The sequence below is a fragment of the Flaviramulus multivorans genome (genome assembly GCF_021728415.1).
Taxonomy (GTDB): domain Bacteria; phylum Bacteroidota; class Bacteroidia; order Flavobacteriales; family Flavobacteriaceae; genus Sabulilitoribacter; species Sabulilitoribacter multivorans.
Genome location: NZ_JAKKDV010000002.1, coordinates 71,272 through 89,720, shown reverse-complemented (window position 1 = coordinate 89,720; position 18,449 = coordinate 71,272). Strand labels below are relative to the sequence as shown.

Sequence of the window (18,449 nt, the reverse complement as noted above, 5' to 3'; positions counted from 1 at the left end):
GGTTTAACTAGGCTTCTAGAATTATTTACTAAAAGCTTTTCAAATATAGATATTTTATAATTTTTTTATCATTTTTCACGGTTTTTTAAATGTTTAGAATTGTATTTTTGCACAAAATAATTGATTATGCAGTACGCATCTGTTACAGGTTTTGTTAGAATGATACTCATCATTCTATTAATTTATTTCGGGGTTAAAATACTAGCTCGTTTATTTGCGCCATTACTAATAAAATTTGTTGCTAAAAAAGCTGAGCAACGCTTTGGCGACCAATTTGGTCAATTTCAAAAACATACGCAACAAGAAAAACCTAAAAAAGAAGGCGAAGTTACCATTGATAAAATCCCAAAAACTAAAACTTCAAATAAAGACGTTGGGGATTATGTGGATTACGAAGAAATTGATTAATTTTCAAAATCATTTTCTTAAAACCATTTCATGCAATTTTCAATTAAAAAATTTCTTCCGCACCTATTAGTTTTAATTGGTTTTATAATTCTTTCATTAGCTTATTTTAATCCTGTTTTAAGTGGTAAAACCATTTATCAGAATGATATAGTTCAGTTTATTGGGATGAGTAAGCAGCAGTCTGATTTTAAGGCTGAAACAGGGGAAGAAACCTACTGGACTAACAGTGCGTTTGGTGGTATGCCAACCTATCAGTTAGGAGCAAAATACCCGCATAGCTATATTAAAAAACTCGATTTAACACTTCGGTTCTTACCACGTCCTGCTGATTATTTATTTCTGTATTTGCTAAGCTTTTATGTGCTATTATTAGTTTTGAAAGTCGATTTTAAACTCGCAGCATTAGGAGCCATAGCATTTGGTTTTTCAACCTACTTGATTATTATTTTAGGTGTTGGACACAATAGTAAAGCGCATGCCATTGCCTATATGCCACTGGTTTTAAGTGGTATTTTGTTGGTTTTTCAAAAGAAATATGTTGGAGGATTTTTGGTAACCGCTGTTGCTATGGGGCTTGAGCTTGTGGCAAATCATTTTCAAATGACCTATTACCTAATGTTTTTAGTCATTGTATTAGGTGTAGTGTATTCAATTGATGCTTTTAAAAAGAAGATGCTACCACATTATTTTAAATCTGTAGGTATACTTGTTGGTGCTGTGGCGCTTTCAATTGCTTTAAACGCTACCAATATTTTGGCAACCAGTGAATATGTAAAGGAAAGTAAGCGTAGTAAAAGCGAATTAACTATAAAATCTGATGGCTCGCCAAAAGAAGTTACTCCTGGTTTGGATAGAGCCTACATAACCCAGTTTAGCTATGGTTTCTGGGAAACTTTTAACCTGTTTATACCACGATTTATGGGTGGTGGAAATGGTGAGGATATTGGAAAAGATTCAGCGACGTATGAAGCATTTAGGAAGTTAGGTGCCACTACCACACAGGCAGCACAAGAAGTGAAAAGAGCACCCATGTATTGGGGAAAACAGCCTATAGTAGAAGCCCCTGCATATGTAGGAGCAGTTATTTTATTTCTTTTTGTGTTTGCGTTATTTTTAGTCAAAGGGCGATTAAAATGGTGGTTAGTAGGAGGAACTGTATTATCTCTACTATTATCTTATGGAAAGAATTTAGGTTTTTTAACCGATTTCTTTATTGATTATGTGCCGCTTTATAACAAATTTAGAGCCGTTACATCTATACAGGTAATTTTGGAACTATGTATTCCTGTACTTGCTGTTTTTGGTTTAGTCAAATTGTTTAACGACTTTGAAAAGAAAGAAGATAAACTTAAAGCTTTAAAATATTCTACGATTATTACAGGTGGTTTAGCACTTGTTTTCTTGTTATTTAAATCCTCAATATTTGATTTTGTTGGTGTAAATGATGGTTTTTATCGTCAGAATTATGGACCAGATTTTGTAGAGGCGTTAAAAATAGATAGAAAAGCACTTTTTACTCAAGATACCCTTCGGACCTTGGTTTTGGTGTTGCTTTCTGCGGGTGCTATTTTCATGTATTTGAGAGATAAGCTCAAAGAAAAATGGGTAATAGCAGGATTTGCAGTTTTAATCCTTTTTGATTTGGTAGGTGTTGATAGACGCTATGTAAATAACGATGATTTTGTTTCTAGCCTTGCTATGAGCAAACCTTTTCAAGCGAATGAAGTTGACAAAGAAATTCTCAAAGATACATCACATTTTAGGGTTTTTGATTTAGTTTCTGGTCCTTCAAAGCCATCCTATTTCCATAATTCTTTAAATGGTTATAATGCTGCTGAATTAAGGCGTTACAGCGAGGTTTTTGAATGGTATATTTCAAGAAACAACTTGAACGTTCTAAATATGCTAAATACTAAGTACATTATTGCGCAAGATGAGCAAGGTAATGTGTTTCCTTATAATAATGAAGATGCTAATGGTAATGCTTGGTTTATTGAATCGTTAGAAAAAGTTGATTCTGCAAATGAAGAAATAAAACTTTTAGATTCTTTAAACAATAAAAAGAAAGCTATTTATACTTCTCAAAAAACTATTGAAAGCATAAAACCTGAATATGTGGTTGACTCGCTGGCATCAATTAAATTACTAGAAGTAAAACCTAACTATTTAAAATATCAATCTAACAATTCAAACGATGGGTTTGCGGTATTCTCAGAAATCTATTACCCAAAAGGCTGGAAAACCTTTATAAATGGTAAAGAGACAAGTCATATGCGTGTTGATTATATTTTAAGAGGAATGCCAATTCCGGCTGGTAAACACACGGTTGAATTTAAATTTGACCCAGATGTTGTTAAAAAGGGTAGTAAAATAGCACTTGCTAGTTCTATACTGCTCGGGATATTGCTACTAGGAGGCCTTTTTTACGAATATAAAAAGAAATAGACTGCCTTCACTGGAACGACAAAAATGGACAAGAAGAAAGTTTTAATCATAACCTATTATTGGCCACCTGCAGGAGGTCCTGGGGTACAGCGTTGGTTAAAATTTGTGAAATATTTACCAGAGTTTGATGTGCACCCCGTTGTCTATATTCCTGAAAACCCTAATTATCCTGTTATTGATGAAAGTTTAAAGGAAGAAGTAACAGATGCTGCCACTATCATAAAACACCCAATTAAGGAGCCTTACAGGTGGGCTAGCATGTTTTCTAAAAAATCAGTAAAAACAATCAGTAAAGGCATTATTTCGGACTATAAAAAGCAAAATATTGTTGAAAAGTTAATGCTTTTTATTCGAGGTAATTTTTTTATTCCGGATGCTAGAGTAGGTTGGGTAAAGCCATCAGCAGCTTTTTTACAAGATTACATTCAAAAAGAGCAAATAGAAGTGATAATTACTACGGGTCCGCCACATAGTGTCCACCTAATAGGTCTAAACCTTAAGGAAAAACTTGGAGTGAAGTGGTTAGCAGATTTTAGAGACCCATGGACGACTATTGGTTATCATAAACAACTCAAATTAACTAAAGCATCTAAAAAAAAGCATAAGACTTTAGAGAAAGCCGTCTTAAATAAGGCAGACCAACTTATAGTAACTAGCTTCACTACAAAAAAGGAATTTGAGCAAATTACAAAGCAACCTATTGACGTTATTACTAACGGATACGATAACGAAAAACATACAAGTTTTGAGATGGATTCAAAATTCACCATGTCTCATATTGGGTCTTTATTGTCAAAACGAAATCCAGAAGTTTTGTGGAGTGTTTTAAAAGATTTGGTAGCTCAAAATTCAGACTTCTCAAATGATTTTCAGCTTAACTTTATAGGCTCTGTAAGTGATGAAGTGTTACAATCTATTAAAAATAATAGTTTAAGTAACTATATTAATAATGTAGGCTATGTTAAGCATAATGAAGCTGTTAAATATCAAAAAAAATCACAAATACTACTACTTATTGAGATAGATTCTGAAGAAACGAAATGCATCATACCAGGGAAGTTGTTTGAGTATATGATTTCGAACAGACCCATTATTGCTTTAGGCCCTAAAGAATCGGATGTGGAAAAAATTATAACCGAAACCAACACTGGTAAGTACTTCTACTATGATGATTATGAATCACTAAAAAAAGCTATCTTAGAGCATTATAAGGGTTATAAAACCAATAGTTTAAAAACGCAACCAATAGGCTTGCAAAAATACCATAGAAAGGCATTAACTGAATCGCTTTCAAAATTACTATAATGGGGATAGTAGCTTCGCAATCTTTCAAAAACATTATTTCTACCTATTTAGGCTTTTTTATTGGAGCCATTAACACGTTGTTTTTGTACACTGAGTTTATGAGCGACGCGTATTATGGTATGGTTGGGTATATGTTGTCTTTAGCTTATGTTATTATGCCTTTAATGGCCTTTGGGGTACATAATACGTTAGTAAAATTCTATTCAACCTATAAAACGCGTAATGCGTTACATAGTTTTTTAACGCTTATGCTGTTTTTACCAGCATTATTAATAATTCCTTTAATTCTATTTACACATACCTTTTATGAAGCTATTGCCAATTTTCTTGCTGTAAAAAATGAGATTATTAGAGGTTACATCTGGCATACTGTTATTATAGCTATTGCGCTCGCGTATTTTGAGGTATTTTTTGCTTGGGCAAAAGTGCAAATGCTTACAGTTTTTGGAAATTTCATGAAGGAGGTTTTTTATAGAGCTTTAACGATGGTGTTGTTGTTTCTATTACATTTCAAAGTAATAGATATTGAGCAGTTTATGATTGGATTGGTGGTTATTTATGTGTTAAGAATGTTGGTGATGCTCGGGTACGCATTTTACATTAAATTACCAGTAATTACTTTTAAACGCGTTAATAATTTAAGCAGAATTTTAAAGTACTCTTTCCTTATAATTATAGCGGGTTCTATTGCTACGGTGCTTTTAGATGTAGACAAAGTGATGCTTGGTAGTTATATTGATATTAAGGAAATTGCCTATTACAATGTGGCTATTTTTATTGCCGCTGTTATTGCGGTGCCACAAAGAGCAATGCATCAAATACTATTACCATTGTCGGCTAAATACTTAAACGATAAAGATCACGATGCGCTGGAGGATTTATATAAAAAAAGCTCGTTGAATTTGTTTATTGTTGGCGGTCTTATTTTTTTATTAATTGTATTAAATATTAACCAACTTTACCATATCATTCCAGAAGAGTTTAGTGGTGGCTTGTTTGTGGTGTTTATAATAAGCTTATCAAAACTTTACGATACCGTATTAGGGAGTAATAACGCTATTTTGTTTAATAGCGACTATTACCGCATGGTACTGGTTTTAGGTGTTATTTTAGTAATTTTAATGGTGTTGCTAAACATGCTATTTATTCCGTTATTTGGAATAAATGGTGCTGCTATTGCAACGTTTTTAGCTATTTTTATTTATAACACAATTAAGTTGTTTTTCGTTTACAAAAAATTCAAAATATTCCCGTTTACTATATATACACTTAAAATAGCGGTGTTGATAGTGGTCAGTACTTTGTTATTTTATTTCTGGGAATTTCCTTTTAACCCGTTTATTAATATTGCATTAAAATCTACCATAGTATCTGGGTTGTATGTATTTGTAGTATATAAGTATAATTTTTCTGAAGATATTAGCATACTTATAAAGCGCTATTTAAGGTTGAAATAGGGATTTCATGTTTGTCCAATAGCCACTTTTTATAATAATTAAGATTCCTGCTTCCGAAGGAATTAAAAACAGAAAACCCCACGATGTTGCTTTGAGGCAAACGTATCGCAGGGCTTTCCAAACTAACCAACCAAAATTTTTATGATCGTCTTCTTTTTGTTGTCGATCTTGTATTGTTACTAGAATTACTTCTACTTGTGGTAGCTTTTGGTCTGCTACTTTGTGTAGATCGTGTAATAGTACGTTGTGAAGTACTTCTTGGCTTACTTACAGTACGTTTTGCTACTTGTGTCTTTCTAGTTGTATTATTGCTTCTATTATATGTACGAGAATTTGAATTATTTGGTTTTTGAACAACAGTTCTTTTTTGCTCACGTCTCACTTCATTCGTTCTTGTATTAGTTCTCGTATTTCTATTATTTAACTCTGCATTGTTTCTAGTTATTGTTCTAGAATTAGTATTTCTTCTTACAGTGTTTTCTCTATTGGCAGTAGCGCTATTGTTTCTGTTCGAATTGTTATCTCGTCTCACAGCATCTCTATTGCCACTCGTTCTGTTTGAGTTATTATCACGTCTCACAGCTTCTCTATTACCACTTGTTCTGTTTGAGTTATTATCACGTCTAATTACTTCTCTATTACTATTGGCTCTATTAGAGTTAGTATTTCGTCTTACAGTAGTTTCTCTGTTACTGTTATTTCTAACTCTAGCATCATTTCTATTAACACGTGTATTATTCTGAGCCATTGTTCTTCTAGAGTTAGCATTCGTATTCACACGAGTTACATTTCTAGAGCTTCTGTTTGCTGTTGCATAACTTCTGTTTCTTGCAATAGTGTTACCACGTCTGCTAGCAATCGCAGTTCTAGGTCTGTAATTGTTATAAAACGGTCTGTTATACACATAACGTACAGGGTTATAAAATTGTCTGTAAGGTCTGTTATATACTACACAGTAATCATAAGCAGGAATACTGTAATAACGGTGCCAAGGTCTGTAAACATAAACTCTGTTATAATAATTTATGTATCCTGTATAGTGCGAAAACACATTATATCTATTATAGTGTACATACAATCCACCAACACGCGATAAGTAACCAAAGTTGTTATAGTAAATATTTACATTACCAATTTGATTTACACGTCCGTAGTAATCATAATATATTGGGGTATTTTCAACTTGAATTACCGCACCATACTCGTCGTATTGTACGTATGCATTATAATCGTATCCAGAATTAAAACTGATGCTTACGTTTGGTGAGTTTACCGAAACGCCTAAGCGAGAATTTCCTCTTAAAATATTAAAATCGAATTGTCCATCACGGAACACCGAAAATTCAATGCCATCTTCTACAAATATGAAAGAGTTTCCGTAACCTCCATATAAAGTTGTTGCAGTGTGTGTAGTGGTGTTGCTTGTGTCTGCATTAACAGTAAATCCTGTAAGGAATAAACCTGCTAATAAAAATATAAACTTTTTCATAATTGTATGTTTTAAATGTGATACGCTTGGTTAAATACAAACAGCGTGCCAAAAAAACTAAGCTTGACTTAAACCCTTGTGAATAAAGCGATTAATTGTTCATAACTTTTTTGAAGTCGAAAATATATAATTTGAAATTGTGGGAAAAATTATCGAACTTCGTTTTAATAGATTCAATAATTATCAGAATATTTGCTATAATTATTAATATTAAACCAGAAAACTATATGGAACAAGAATCAAACATTGATGCCACTCAAACAAATATTGAAGCTGCGTTAGATTGGATTCAGTTAGCGAATTCATTGAAGTGGCCATTTGTAGTGTTAATTGGGCTACTCATTTTTAGAAAACCTTTGGTTGATTTAATTAATAGAATTACAAAAGTTGGTTATGGGACTAAATCTTTGGAAGCTAAACAACAAGTAACGGTTAGTGAGACAAAAACAGAAGAAATATCGCATATAGATAGAGTTGTTGGTTTATTTAGACCAGAAACAATAGAAATGTTTAAAGAAGCAGTTTCAAACGAATCAGAATATCAAAACCTCGATAGTAATGATGAGAAAATTGAAAGATTAATTAATTATGGGTGTTTGCTATATATAATGAGGCATTTTGATATTATATATAATAATATATTTGGCTCTCAAATAAGAATATTAGAATATGTAAATTCACATTCTGCACAAACAAAAGAATCGGTTAAGTTTTTCTATGATACCGCGGTTAAAAATCATTCAAAATACTATGAAAATTACTCTTATAATGAGTATTTAAATTTTTTATTCCATTTCACTTTAATAAGAGAAGATAATGGAGAATTAAATATAACAATTTTGGGAGTTGATTTTTTAAAATATTTAACTGAATCAAATAAAGATGTGAACAAATTATATTAAAATATATGTAGTTATTAATTTAATAAAATCTAATATTATATGATAACAAGATTAATTATAAGATTCAAAACCCTTCAAAAACAGTTTCTTTAATCTCGTTCCATTCTTCCAACAGTAACCCATAACAACAGGTGTTACGTTTAAAACCATCTAACAAATACACGTTTTTACGTAATACACCTTCAAGTTTACAACCTAGTTTTTCAACTGCTTTTCTAGAGGCTAGGTTCCGTTCATCCACTCTAAATTCTACCTTTTCAAAGCCCAGGGTTTCAAAAGCATACCGTAGCATTAAAAACTTCATGTTTTTATTAAGTTCTGTACCCTGAAATTCTTTCCCAATCCACGTAGAGCCTATTTCTAACACCTTGTTAGTCCAATTAATATTCATATAACGTGTACAACCCGCAAAAGCGTTTTTCTGTTTATCAAAAATTATAAACGGTAAAGCGGTTTGTTGCTTATGTTGTTCTAAGGCTGTTTGTACATACGCTTTTAAATCTTCGGGGGTATCAATTTTTGTAGGCGAAAATTGCACCAATTTATCTTGTTTGCCTATAGGTATTAAATGTTTGTAATTACTTAATTCTAAAGGCGCTAAGCGTACACGTTGGTTTTCTAAAGTTGGTATAGTCATATACGAAACAATGTTGTCAGTTCGAGTATTCCGATAACATTGGAATGTATCGAGAACTTTATTATAAGGCTTCTCGATATACTTCCAAAAAATTTGGAACCACTCGAAGAGGTAGTTATTAAATAATTTATCAATTTAATAAGATTGCTTTGTTGCAAAAACGCGTCGCAATGACGTCAGATTTTGTACTTTTGCAATCGAAAATAAAAATACTGTATTTCCATGCAATTATCTAAAGAAAAAGTTTTAGAAGCAGCTAATAAAGTTTCAAAAAACACCTTAATGGAAACCTTAAATATAGAAATGGTTGATTATGGCGACCATTTTTTAACCGCTAGAATGCCCGTTAACTCTAGAGTGTATCAACCAGACGGCATATTACATGGTGGCGCTACGGTGGCATTAGCCGAAAGTGTAGGTAGTTTTGCTTCCGTTATTTTTTCAGATCAGGAAAAGTTTTTTGTAAGAGGTATAGAAATTACAGCCAACCATTTAAAAAGTATAAAAGAAGGGTTTGTATATGCCAAAGCAACCTTTTTGCATAAAGGCAGAACCACACAGTTACTAGATATTAAAGTTACCGATGAAGCCGACAATTTAATTGCTGTTTGTAAATTAACGACCATTTCACTTCCAAGAACCAAATAATTTATGACTTCGGGAGATTTTTTCTCGCGTATTGAAGCGCAATATCAAAACCAATTACCTTTTGTAATGTACAGAAAGCCAAATCACAACATGGTTTCTGGCTTATTACAAGAAGACAGTCATTTACATTTTACGGATAATTTTATAGAAAAGGGGTTCGTGTTTTCACCTTTTGACGACATACAAAAAACTGTATTAATACCTTTTGAAACGTCTGAAACCATCTCGACATCTTCTGTGATTTCCGATAACTCAGGAAAATCATTCCTTACTTATTCAGTTGCATCGGAAACCAAACAACATCACGTTAATCTTGTTAAAAAGGGCGTTGAAGCCATTGAAAATGCCCAATTCAAAAAAGTGGTGTTATCCAGACAAGAAACTGTAAACTTACCTAATGCACAAGCAATATCTATTTTTAAGCGTTTATTAAACACCTATAACAACGCTTTTGTGTATTGTTGGTATCATCCAAAAGTAGGGTTGTGGCTTGGTGCAACACCTGAAACTTTAATTAAAATTGAAGGCAAACGTTTTTCTATCATGGCGTTGGCTGGTACTCAGGATTATAAAGGCACTTTACATGTTGATTGGCAACGTAAAGAGCAACATGAGCAACAGCTTGTTACCGATTTTATAGTTGATAATTTAGAATCGTCTTTAGAAAACTTTACCGTATCAAACCCAGAAACGGTTAAAGCAGGTAATTTACTGCATTTGAAAACGATGATTTCGGCGCAGTTAAAATCGAACACAACACTAAAAGAGGTTATTAGAGCATTACACCCAACACCAGCCGTTTGTGGTTTGCCGAAAGCTGCTGCAAAACAATTTATTTTGGAACATGAAGGGTATAACCGGGAGTTTTATACGGGTTTTTTAGGCGAATTAAATTACGATACGGTAGTTGCTCCAAGAACAGGTAAAAGAAACATAGAAAACAGAGCATACACAACCTCACGAAAAAGTACGCAATTGTATGTGAATTTACGCTGTATGCAACTTAAAAATCAACAGGCTATTATTTATGTTGGTGGTGGTATTACAAAAAGCTCGAATGCCGAAAGTGAATGGGAGGAAACAGTTTCAAAATCTTTAGTGATTAAAAGTGTTTTATAATTGCCCGATTGGTTACCTATTTATTATTTTTACACGATTATTAAAGTGTAAATGACATACCCGAAAATTCCCTTAGCGCAAACCGTAGTTCAGCTTTGTAAAGCAAAAAACATAAAGCACATTATAATTTCTCCAGGAAGCCGAAATGCACCTTTAACAATTGGCTTTACTCATGATTCGTATTTTAAATGTTATAGTATTGTTGATGAACGTGCAGCAGCCTTTTTTGCTTTAGGAATAGCACAACAATTAAAAGAACCTACGGCGGTGGTTTGTACATCGGGGAGTGCACTTTTAAACTATTATCCAGCAGTTGCCGAAGCGTTTTATAGTAATATTCCGTTGGTGGTGTTATCTGCCGACCGTCCGAAACACTTAGTTGGCATTGGTGATGGGCAAACCATCAACCAAAAAAATGTATTTAAAAATCATATTTTATATTCAGCTAATCTTAAGTTGGATTTAAAGGATGAAAAAAATATACCAGTACATGAAGAGTTACCAATTTTAAAGAACTTAGAAGATAAGTTCGAGCGTTTACTTGGTTTACAAAAAGATATTCAAACGCATAATGAAGAAGAAATAAATGTTGCCATTAATTATTCAATATTTAAGAAAGGTCCTGTACATATTAATATTCCTTTTGATGAGCCTTTGTACGAAACAGTTAAAAAACTAAGTGTTCAGCCCAAAACCATAGAGATTGCATTAAAACCGAACGACATTGAAGATTATGTGTTAAAATCATGTCTTGAAGATTGGAATTCGGCTACTAAAAAAATGATGTTAGTTGGGGTGAATACTCCAGGAAGTGTTGATAAAAAATGGTTTGACGAACTCGCAAAAGATGATAGCGTTATTGTATTTACCGAAACAACATCCAACTTACATCATCCTAGTTTTTTTAATAGTATTGATCAAATTATTGCTCCTTTAACACCCGAGGAACAAAACCAGCTTCAACCAGACATATTAGTGACTTTTGGTGGATTGATTGTTTCAAAGAAAATCAAACAATTGCTACGCAAGTTTAAACCAAAACAGCATTGGCATATTGATGAAAAAATGGCCAATGACACGTTTTTTTCTTTAAATAACCATATTGAAGCCACACCAAACGAGTTTTTTGAGGCTTTTCTGCCCAAAGTAACACATTATGTAAAAAGTGATTATAAGCCTTTTTGGAATCGTGTTAAGCAAAATCGTTTAAAAAAGCATAAAGAATATTTAGACCAAATTCCATTTTCAGATTTCACCTCTTTTAATACGGTCTTAAATACAATTCCAAATAATTACATATTACAGGTGGGTAATAGTTCCGCCATTAGATATACCCAATTATTTAGCTTAAATAAAACCTTGGAAGTTTACTGCAATCGTGGGACTAGTGGTATAGACGGAAGTACTTCTACCGCCATTGGTTGTGCTGTAGTCAGCAAGAAACCAACACTTTTAATAACAGGCGATTTAAGTTTTTTGTATGACAGTAACGCCCTTTGGAATGATTATATACCCAGCGATTTTAAAGTTGTTGTAATTAATAATCAAGGTGGTGGTATTTTCAGGATTCTACCAGGGCATAAAAACACTGAAAATTTCGATACTTTTTTTGAAACAACTCACAATTATAATGCGAAGCATTTATGTAAGATGTATGATTTTGGATATAAAAAAGCGACGGATAATAGCACGTTAAAGCTTGCTTTAAAATGGTTGTATTTAGATGATAATCAACCCAAACTATTAGAAATATTTACACCGAAAAATGTAAACGACGAAGTGCTTTTGGATTATTTTAAATTTATTAAGTAAATACTTGGTAGACTGATGCTTACAATTTGTAAAAATTAACTATATTTAGTGAGTTATCAATTTAACATATTTTATTAACACATTTAAAAGAAATCAATTATGAGTAAAAGAGACGAACTAATTGCAAAGTATGCTGCAGACTTAAAAGATAAATGCGGTGTTAAGGCTGACATGGATTTGTTGACTAAAGTAACAATAGGTTGCGGTCCATCCATTTACAATGCAGATGCTGCAACAGTTTCAGGTTCAGACGAGTCAGAATTAGCTACAGTAAAAAATAATTTCCTTATTAAAAAATTAGGATTGAAAAATGGTCCAGATTTAGATAAAGGTATCGATGCTGTTATGGAAAAATATGGTAGATCTAATCGTAATAAATATAGAGCCGTAGTTTATTATTTATTAACTAAACATTTCAAAAAAGAGTCTGTATACTAAAATATACTTTCATTTTAAGTTTATAAGCGTTACAATATTGTAGCGCTTTTTTATTTTCAAAAAACTAATATCATTACCTTTGCAGCATGATACAATTAGGGCAAAAAAATACACTGGAAATATTACGTGAAACAGACCACGGTATTTATTTAATTGATGACGAGGATAATGAAGTTTTACTACCAAATAGATACGTTCCAGAAAGTTTTAAAATTTGGGATAAGATTGAGGTTTTTGTGTATTTGGACAATGAAGAACGTCCGGTAGCTACCACCGATATGCCATATATTATGCTAAATGATTTTGCTTTATTGCGATGCAATCAAGTAAATGATTATGGTGCTTTTTTAGATTGGGGCTTAGTTAAAGAACTTTTTTGTCCATTTAAAGAACAAGCTTTTAAAATGAAACCCGGTGGTTGGTATTTGGTGCATTGCTATATGGATGAAAAAACCGATAGGTTAGTGGCTTCAAGTAAAACCAATAGATTTTTAGATAATAAAGTACTTAGCGTTAACCAATTTGATGAGGTAGATTTGATTGTTTCACACCCATCAGATATCGGAATGAACGTTATCGTGAATAAAGTACACTCAGGTTTAATCTACAAAGACAGCATTTTTAGAGATTTAAGTGTAGGTGATAAACTTAAAGGGATTGTAAAAAAAATTCGTCCGGGAAATAAATTAGATATTTCATTAGGGCAAATAGGATATAGGAATATAGAACCTAACGCTCAACGTATAATGGAAGAATTACAGGATAATAGTGGGTATTTAAATCTTTCCGACAAATCGAGTCCTGAAGCTATTAAAGAGGTTTTACAAATGAGTAAAAAGAACTTTAAAAAAGCCATAGGAACTTTATACAAGCAAAAGCAAATTATAATAAAAGGCGATGGTATTCATTTGGTTTAGTTTTTTATAATTATGATAAATGAAGATACTATAGTAGCATTAGCAACACCCTCTGGAGCGGGAGCCATTGCTGTGATAAGATTATCTGGTAAGGAAGCCATAACACTTGCCGACAATCACTTTAAGTCAGTTTCAGGTAAAAAACTATCAAAACAAAAAACGCATACTATTCATTTAGGTCATGTTATAGACGATAAGCGCGTTATTGATGAAGTATTAGTATCTATTTTTAAAGACCCCAACTCGTATACAGGCGAAAATGTTGTTGAATTATCTTGTCATGGCTCTATATATATTCAGCAGGAAATTATCCAGTTATTCCTTAGAAATGGTTGTAGAATGGCAAATGCAGGCGAATTTACATTACGTGCATTTTTAAACGGTAAGTTAGACTTGAGTCAAGCCGAAGCTGTGGCTGATTTAATTGCGAGTGATAATGAAGCCTCACACCAAATTGCGATGCAACAAATGCGAGGAGGCTTTTCAAGTGAAATAGCGAAGCTTCGTGAAGAACTGTTGAATTTTGCATCCTTAATAGAGTTGGAACTCGATTTTGCAGAAGAAGATGTTGAATTTGCAGATAGAAGTCAGTTTAAAGATTTAATAGAGCGTATTACGTTTGTTTTAAAACGTTTAATAGACTCTTTTGCTGTGGGGAATGTGATTAAAAATGGTATTCCTGTGGCTATTGTTGGCGAACCTAATGTGGGGAAATCTACACTACTTAATGCACTTTTAAATGAAGAACGCGCTATAGTTAGTGATATAGCTGGAACAACACGAGATACTATTGAAGACGAATTAGTAATTGAAGGTATAGGATTTAGGTTTATTGATACAGCTGGCATTAGAGAAACCAAAGATGTTGTTGAAAGTATAGGCATTAAAAAGACCTTTGAAAAGATGGAAAAAGCACAAGTTGTTGTGTTATTATTTTCAGCAGAGGAATTTAAAACCGAAAGCAAGCGTCTTAAAGTTGAAATAGAAAAAATTAAAAATAAGTTTCCGCTTAAACCATTATTAATTATTGCCAATAAAGTAGATGTTTTAAATGATTCAGAACGAGAAGCATTGCACTCGGAGTTTGAAAATATCCATTTACTATCTGCTAAAACTGGGGTAGGCGTTGATACCCTAAAAAAGAAACTTATAGGATTTGTAAATACTGGAGCCCTCAGAAATAACGAAACTATAGTTACCAATACACGACATTACGATTCCTTACTAAAGGCTTTTGAAGAAGTTCAGAAGGTGAAATCTGGCTTGGAAAGTGGTTTATCTGGAGATTTGTTAGCCATAGATATTCGTCAAGCTCTATATTACTTCGGAGAAATTACTGGCGAAATTACCAATGACGATTTGCTTGGAAATATATTTGCCAACTTCTGTATTGGAAAGTAACAATCTTTTTCAACTTTAACAGTATTCTTTCTTTGTTTTTAATGTAACTTATTAATAATTAGTGTTTTGTGTCAATATAATTTCTTAACTTTATATGTTTCGAAGGTTAAGTCAACATAAGTCGTATATTGGTTTACCCATTATTTTCTCCTCATAATAGCATATTAAACATTAAACCAATCTGGTTCTAATGTTAAATCGGTTTTTTTAATTCTTAAATAATAATATTATGAAAACGGCTCTTAAGTTTTTAACAATCTTTTATTTCTTTGCCCTAATTCTCTTTGCTTGTAGTAGTGGGAATGATAATGGTGACCAACCAATGGAACCAACCGAAAAACAAACCATTTACGAGAGCAATCTCTTTACCATGTATCTGCCTAAAAACGTTAATGAAGTTAAAGGTGTAATCTTTTTTCTAACTGGAGGTAGCGGAGATAGTAGACCGTGGGTACGTGGAGATGTTACTAGCCCTCCTGAGGCAGTACTAGGAAGACAGCAGATTGTACAAATTATGGAAAGTTATAACCTTGTTTTAATTGGAAATGAAAGTTCTCATTATTCAGAAGCCTCTCCTTATCAGAGCATGCTATCTGCTTTACAAGCTTTTGCAAATGCTAGCGACCATCCTGAGTTGGCATTCGCTCCATTACTACCCTTCGGATATTCTACTGGAGGACGCGCTGCATTAAATTTTGCTTTTAATTATCCTGAGCGTACTGTTGGAGTTTATGTATACAAGGGAGACATATCCAACATTTCAGACCAAAGTTGGGAAATAATACGTAATATACCTACTTTTCTTCATATGGGCGAACTTGATACCAATGTAGGCAGTACAATTCCTTATCAATTTGGATTAAATCGTGAAGAAGGTGCATTATGGGGAGCAGGAATAGAGAAGGGTGTTGCACATGAATTTAACCCACCATTTGAATTTATAACCGATTGGATGAAAGCTTCCGCTATTTCTCGTATTCCGAATTCAATAACGTCAAACAGTACTCCTGTATTGAAAGAGATTATGAAGGAATCGGGCTGGTTGGGAGACCATGATACATTTAACATTATGACGTATAATGAATTCCAAGGTGATTTAGGTTCAGCAAGTTGGTTGTACAACGAAGAAACGGCTGAAGGATGGAAATCAATTTTCGAGTAACCCCTTAGTCCTGACTGAAACTTAGATAAGAAATTAAAAGAAATAATGTCTCTTTTTTGACTAGCAAGTTCCTGTTTGTATGGATTATTTTTTAATAATTAATATAAAAAATTCGACAAAACGCTTGTTTTTTACGATAAATTGCATAGATTTGTGCTTTAATCCCTTAAATCTTAAACATGAAAATGAAGATTATCTTAATCAGTTTTAGCTTTTTTTTAATGGCAGGTATTGGTTTTGCACAAAAAAAGAATGAGGCAAAAAGCATCATTAACGAAAAAGTGTCTATTAAAAAGTATCATAATAAGGAAGAGCTTGAGAATATGCAAAAAGGACAGTTATTAGTCCTTTATATGGAGCGTATTAAAAGTTTAGTCAACACACTTCCATATATAGCTTTTGCTACTAAACCAGGAGTAACGATGACTACTTTAGGTATACCAAACACCAACGATAATAGAAAAATATTGGACAATCAATTTGAAGCGACTGAAGATTATGTTAAAGCCACGACGGAGTTTCAAAATACCATTTTACCATATTCAGATACTCGTAATTTAATAGCGGCTATTTTATTTTATGAAGAAATAATGAAATCGTTGCATGAGTATAGTGAATTTCATTAATTAGTTTTTGTAAATAACAAACAATAAAAAAGAGCATGATTAATTCCATGCTCTTTTTTATTGAAATTATTTATTTGATTAGAATCTTTCCCTAGAGTTTTAGTCTAAAAAAGTGTAGTTCATCGATAAAATTTCCTTTAAAAAATGTTTGTTTTATGCATTTTGTCGAAATAATTGGTATTTCATAGATTTTTTTCTATTTTTGAATAATAATTTCAAGAAAATCTTGTATGACATTTAATTATAAAAAGATAACTATGAAACGCTTAATCCATACTGTGTTGGTATTTCTATTCATAATAGGAAATATATATTCACAACAAGAAAAAGGAATTATAGGCTCTAATAATTGGCTGCGTAATTGGACAGAATTTAAGCCTAATCAAACCGAATACGGAGAACCTACTCAAATATTAAGTGGAAGTATTACAAAAGATACGAGATTATTAAAAAGGGATGTTTACTTATTGTTAGGAAGTGTATTTGTAACAAATGGTGCAACCCTTACTATAGAACCAGGTACGGTTATATATGGTGATTTTGCTACTAAAGCTTCATTGACAATAGCAAAAGGTTCTAAAATAATAGCAGAGGGAACTGTTACCGACCCTATAATTTTCACCTCTAAAAGAAGTGTAAAAAGACCAGGTGATTGGGGAGGAATCGTTGTACTAGGTAATGCCCCAATAAATAGATTTGGTTCAGGCTCTGTATCACAATTCTACCCAAACCTTACTGGAGCAGACTATGCTAACACCAATTATGGTGGCGATGATGAAGTTTGCAGTTCAGGTATCTTAAAATTTGTAAGAATAGAATATGCAGGAAAGAGAATTACAAGAGAAACTTATTTTAATGGATTATTGCTTGCAAGTGTGGGAAAAGAAACGAAAATTGAAAATGTAATGGTTAGCCATTCTGGTGGAGATTCTTTTGCAATTTGGGGTGGATTAGTGTCATTGTCACAAGCAGTTTCTTATAAATCTAGTGGTACTGACTATAAATTTAGTTACGGAACACGTTCAGACATTTCAAATTCACTAGCGGTTCGGTCACCTTATTTATCTAACGGCTCAGGCTCTAGATGTATGGAGGTTAAATCATATGATAAAAAACAAGAATTTGATTTTTCTAAGAACAGTACGCACGTTACAGCAAAGAATTTAACATTGTTAAATGATAGCGATAATTTAGTATCTGATATTAAAATGAACTTGGTAAAAGCTGCTATTTATGTTGGAGAAAATGCTAAATTAGAAATGGATAAAACAGTCGTATCAGGCTTTAACCCTGCGGTTATTTTAGACGATGGTATTAAAATTAACCAAGACAATTTGGAAAAAATTGTTCTTACTGAGATGTATTTTAATAATTGTAATGGGAATATTTTTATTGAGAACAACTCAAATAATGAAGACCTAGAGAACTGGTATGGTAACAGTGCATTTTTTAATGTGTATTCTAAAAGCGAAAATGCTGAAACATTTATTGATGTTAAAAATGATAGAATACCAGATTATAGATTACGAATCAATAAAATAATTGCATCAAATGATGTTGATGAAGAAATAAGAATTGATTAAATAAAAATTTTATTAGTTAAATAAAGCGCCCCAAATCTCTAAAATTTCCTTATTGTAAAGTCAATGTGGAAATTTTAGTGTTTAATCTACAATTATTATA

General features: G+C 32.5%; 16 protein-coding genes. 14 read left to right on the top strand and 2 right to left on the bottom strand.

Annotated features, from left to right (window positions below; translation table 11 throughout):
* Window positions 1-126 precede the first annotated feature (126 nt).
* Genes L3X39_RS05205 through L3X39_RS05190 form a run of 4 tightly spaced genes read left to right on the top strand, consistent with a single transcriptional unit; the run spans window position 127 to window position 5,615 of the window.
* A complete protein-coding gene (locus L3X39_RS05205) occupies window positions 127-408 on the top strand; it encodes a DUF4834 family protein (protein WP_237230712.1) in 282 nt (93 codons plus the stop codon).
* 30 nt (window positions 409-438) lie between these two features.
* Window positions 439-2,853: a YfhO family protein gene (locus L3X39_RS05200; RefSeq protein ID WP_237230711.1), complete on the top strand. Its 2,415-nt coding sequence runs from the start codon at window positions 439-441 to the stop codon at window positions 2,851-2,853.
* Between the two features lie 24 nt (window positions 2,854-2,877).
* On the top strand, window positions 2,878-4,158 hold the full coding sequence (locus L3X39_RS05195; RefSeq protein WP_237230710.1) for a glycosyltransferase family 4 protein: 1,281 nt from the start codon (window positions 2,878-2,880) through the stop codon (window positions 4,156-4,158).
* On the top strand, window positions 4,158-5,615 hold the full coding sequence (locus L3X39_RS05190; protein ID WP_237230709.1) for a lipopolysaccharide biosynthesis protein: 1,458 nt from the start codon (window positions 4,158-4,160) through the stop codon (window positions 5,613-5,615). Before L3X39_RS05195 ends, L3X39_RS05190 begins: the two co-directional genes overlap by 1 nt.
* A 139-nt stretch (window positions 5,616-5,754) precedes the next feature.
* Here the strand turns inward: L3X39_RS05190 and L3X39_RS05185 are convergent, their stop codons facing one another.
* Window positions 5,755-7,104, bottom strand: a complete 1,350-nt coding sequence (locus tag L3X39_RS05185) for a hypothetical protein (RefSeq protein WP_237230708.1) — start codon at window positions 7,102-7,104, stop codon at window positions 5,755-5,757.
* A 227-nt stretch (window positions 7,105-7,331) separates the two neighbouring features.
* Here L3X39_RS05185 and L3X39_RS05180 point away from each other — a divergent pair, with 227 nt between their 5' ends.
* Entirely contained in the window at window positions 7,332-8,006 is a 675-nt protein-coding gene (locus L3X39_RS05180; protein ID WP_237230707.1) for a hypothetical protein, read from the top strand.
* Between the two features lie 64 nt (window positions 8,007-8,070).
* Here L3X39_RS05180 and L3X39_RS05175 read toward each other — a convergent pair whose 3' ends face one another.
* Window positions 8,071-8,643: a GNAT family N-acetyltransferase gene (locus L3X39_RS05175; RefSeq protein ID WP_237230706.1), complete on the bottom strand. Its 573-nt coding sequence runs from the start codon at window positions 8,641-8,643 to the stop codon at window positions 8,071-8,073.
* 222 nt (window positions 8,644-8,865) lie between these two features.
* On the opposite strand from L3X39_RS05175, the gene L3X39_RS05170 reads away from it, so the two are divergent.
* From L3X39_RS05170 to L3X39_RS05130, 9 genes are all read left to right on the top strand, one after another.
* Window positions 8,866-9,291 carry a PaaI family thioesterase gene (locus L3X39_RS05170; RefSeq protein WP_237230705.1) on the top strand — a complete coding sequence of 142 codons (426 nt, stop codon included), beginning with the start codon at window positions 8,866-8,868 and terminating at the stop codon, window positions 9,289-9,291.
* Between the two features lie 3 nt (window positions 9,292-9,294).
* Complete coding sequence (locus L3X39_RS05165) at window positions 9,295-10,410, top strand: chorismate-binding protein (protein ID WP_237230704.1); 1,116 nt, start codon at window positions 9,295-9,297, stop codon at window positions 10,408-10,410.
* A gap of 51 nt (window positions 10,411-10,461) precedes the next feature.
* A complete protein-coding gene (gene menD, locus L3X39_RS05160; RefSeq protein WP_237230703.1) occupies window positions 10,462-12,222 on the top strand; it encodes a 2-succinyl-5-enolpyruvyl-6-hydroxy-3-cyclohexene-1-carboxylic-acid synthase in 1,761 nt (586 codons plus the stop codon).
* 99 nt (window positions 12,223-12,321) lie between these two features.
* Window positions 12,322-12,660 (top strand): DUF2853 family protein, encoded by a 339-nt coding sequence (locus tag L3X39_RS05155; RefSeq protein WP_237230702.1) that lies wholly within the window; start codon window positions 12,322-12,324, stop codon window positions 12,658-12,660.
* An 86-nt stretch (window positions 12,661-12,746) separates the two neighbouring features.
* A complete protein-coding gene (locus tag L3X39_RS05150) occupies window positions 12,747-13,577 on the top strand; it encodes a CvfB family protein (protein WP_237230701.1) in 831 nt (276 codons plus the stop codon).
* 12 nt (window positions 13,578-13,589) lie between these two features.
* A complete protein-coding gene (gene mnmE / locus L3X39_RS05145; protein ID WP_237230700.1) occupies window positions 13,590-14,978 on the top strand; it encodes a tRNA uridine-5-carboxymethylaminomethyl(34) synthesis GTPase MnmE in 1,389 nt (462 codons plus the stop codon).
* Between the two features lie 229 nt (window positions 14,979-15,207).
* Window positions 15,208-16,140, top strand: coding sequence for a dienelactone hydrolase family protein (locus L3X39_RS05140; RefSeq protein WP_237230699.1), 933 nt, complete (start codon window positions 15,208-15,210; stop codon window positions 16,138-16,140).
* 179 nt (window positions 16,141-16,319) lie between these two features.
* The gene (locus L3X39_RS05135; RefSeq protein WP_237230698.1) at window positions 16,320-16,766 is read left to right on the top strand and encodes a hypothetical protein; all 447 of its coding nucleotides are present in this window, start codon (window positions 16,320-16,322) and stop codon (window positions 16,764-16,766) included.
* 257 nt (window positions 16,767-17,023) lie between these two features.
* Entirely contained in the window at window positions 17,024-18,349 is a 1,326-nt protein-coding gene (locus L3X39_RS05130) for a beta-helix domain-containing protein (protein ID WP_237230697.1), read from the top strand.
* The last annotated feature ends 100 nt before the right edge of the window (window positions 18,350-18,449 follow it).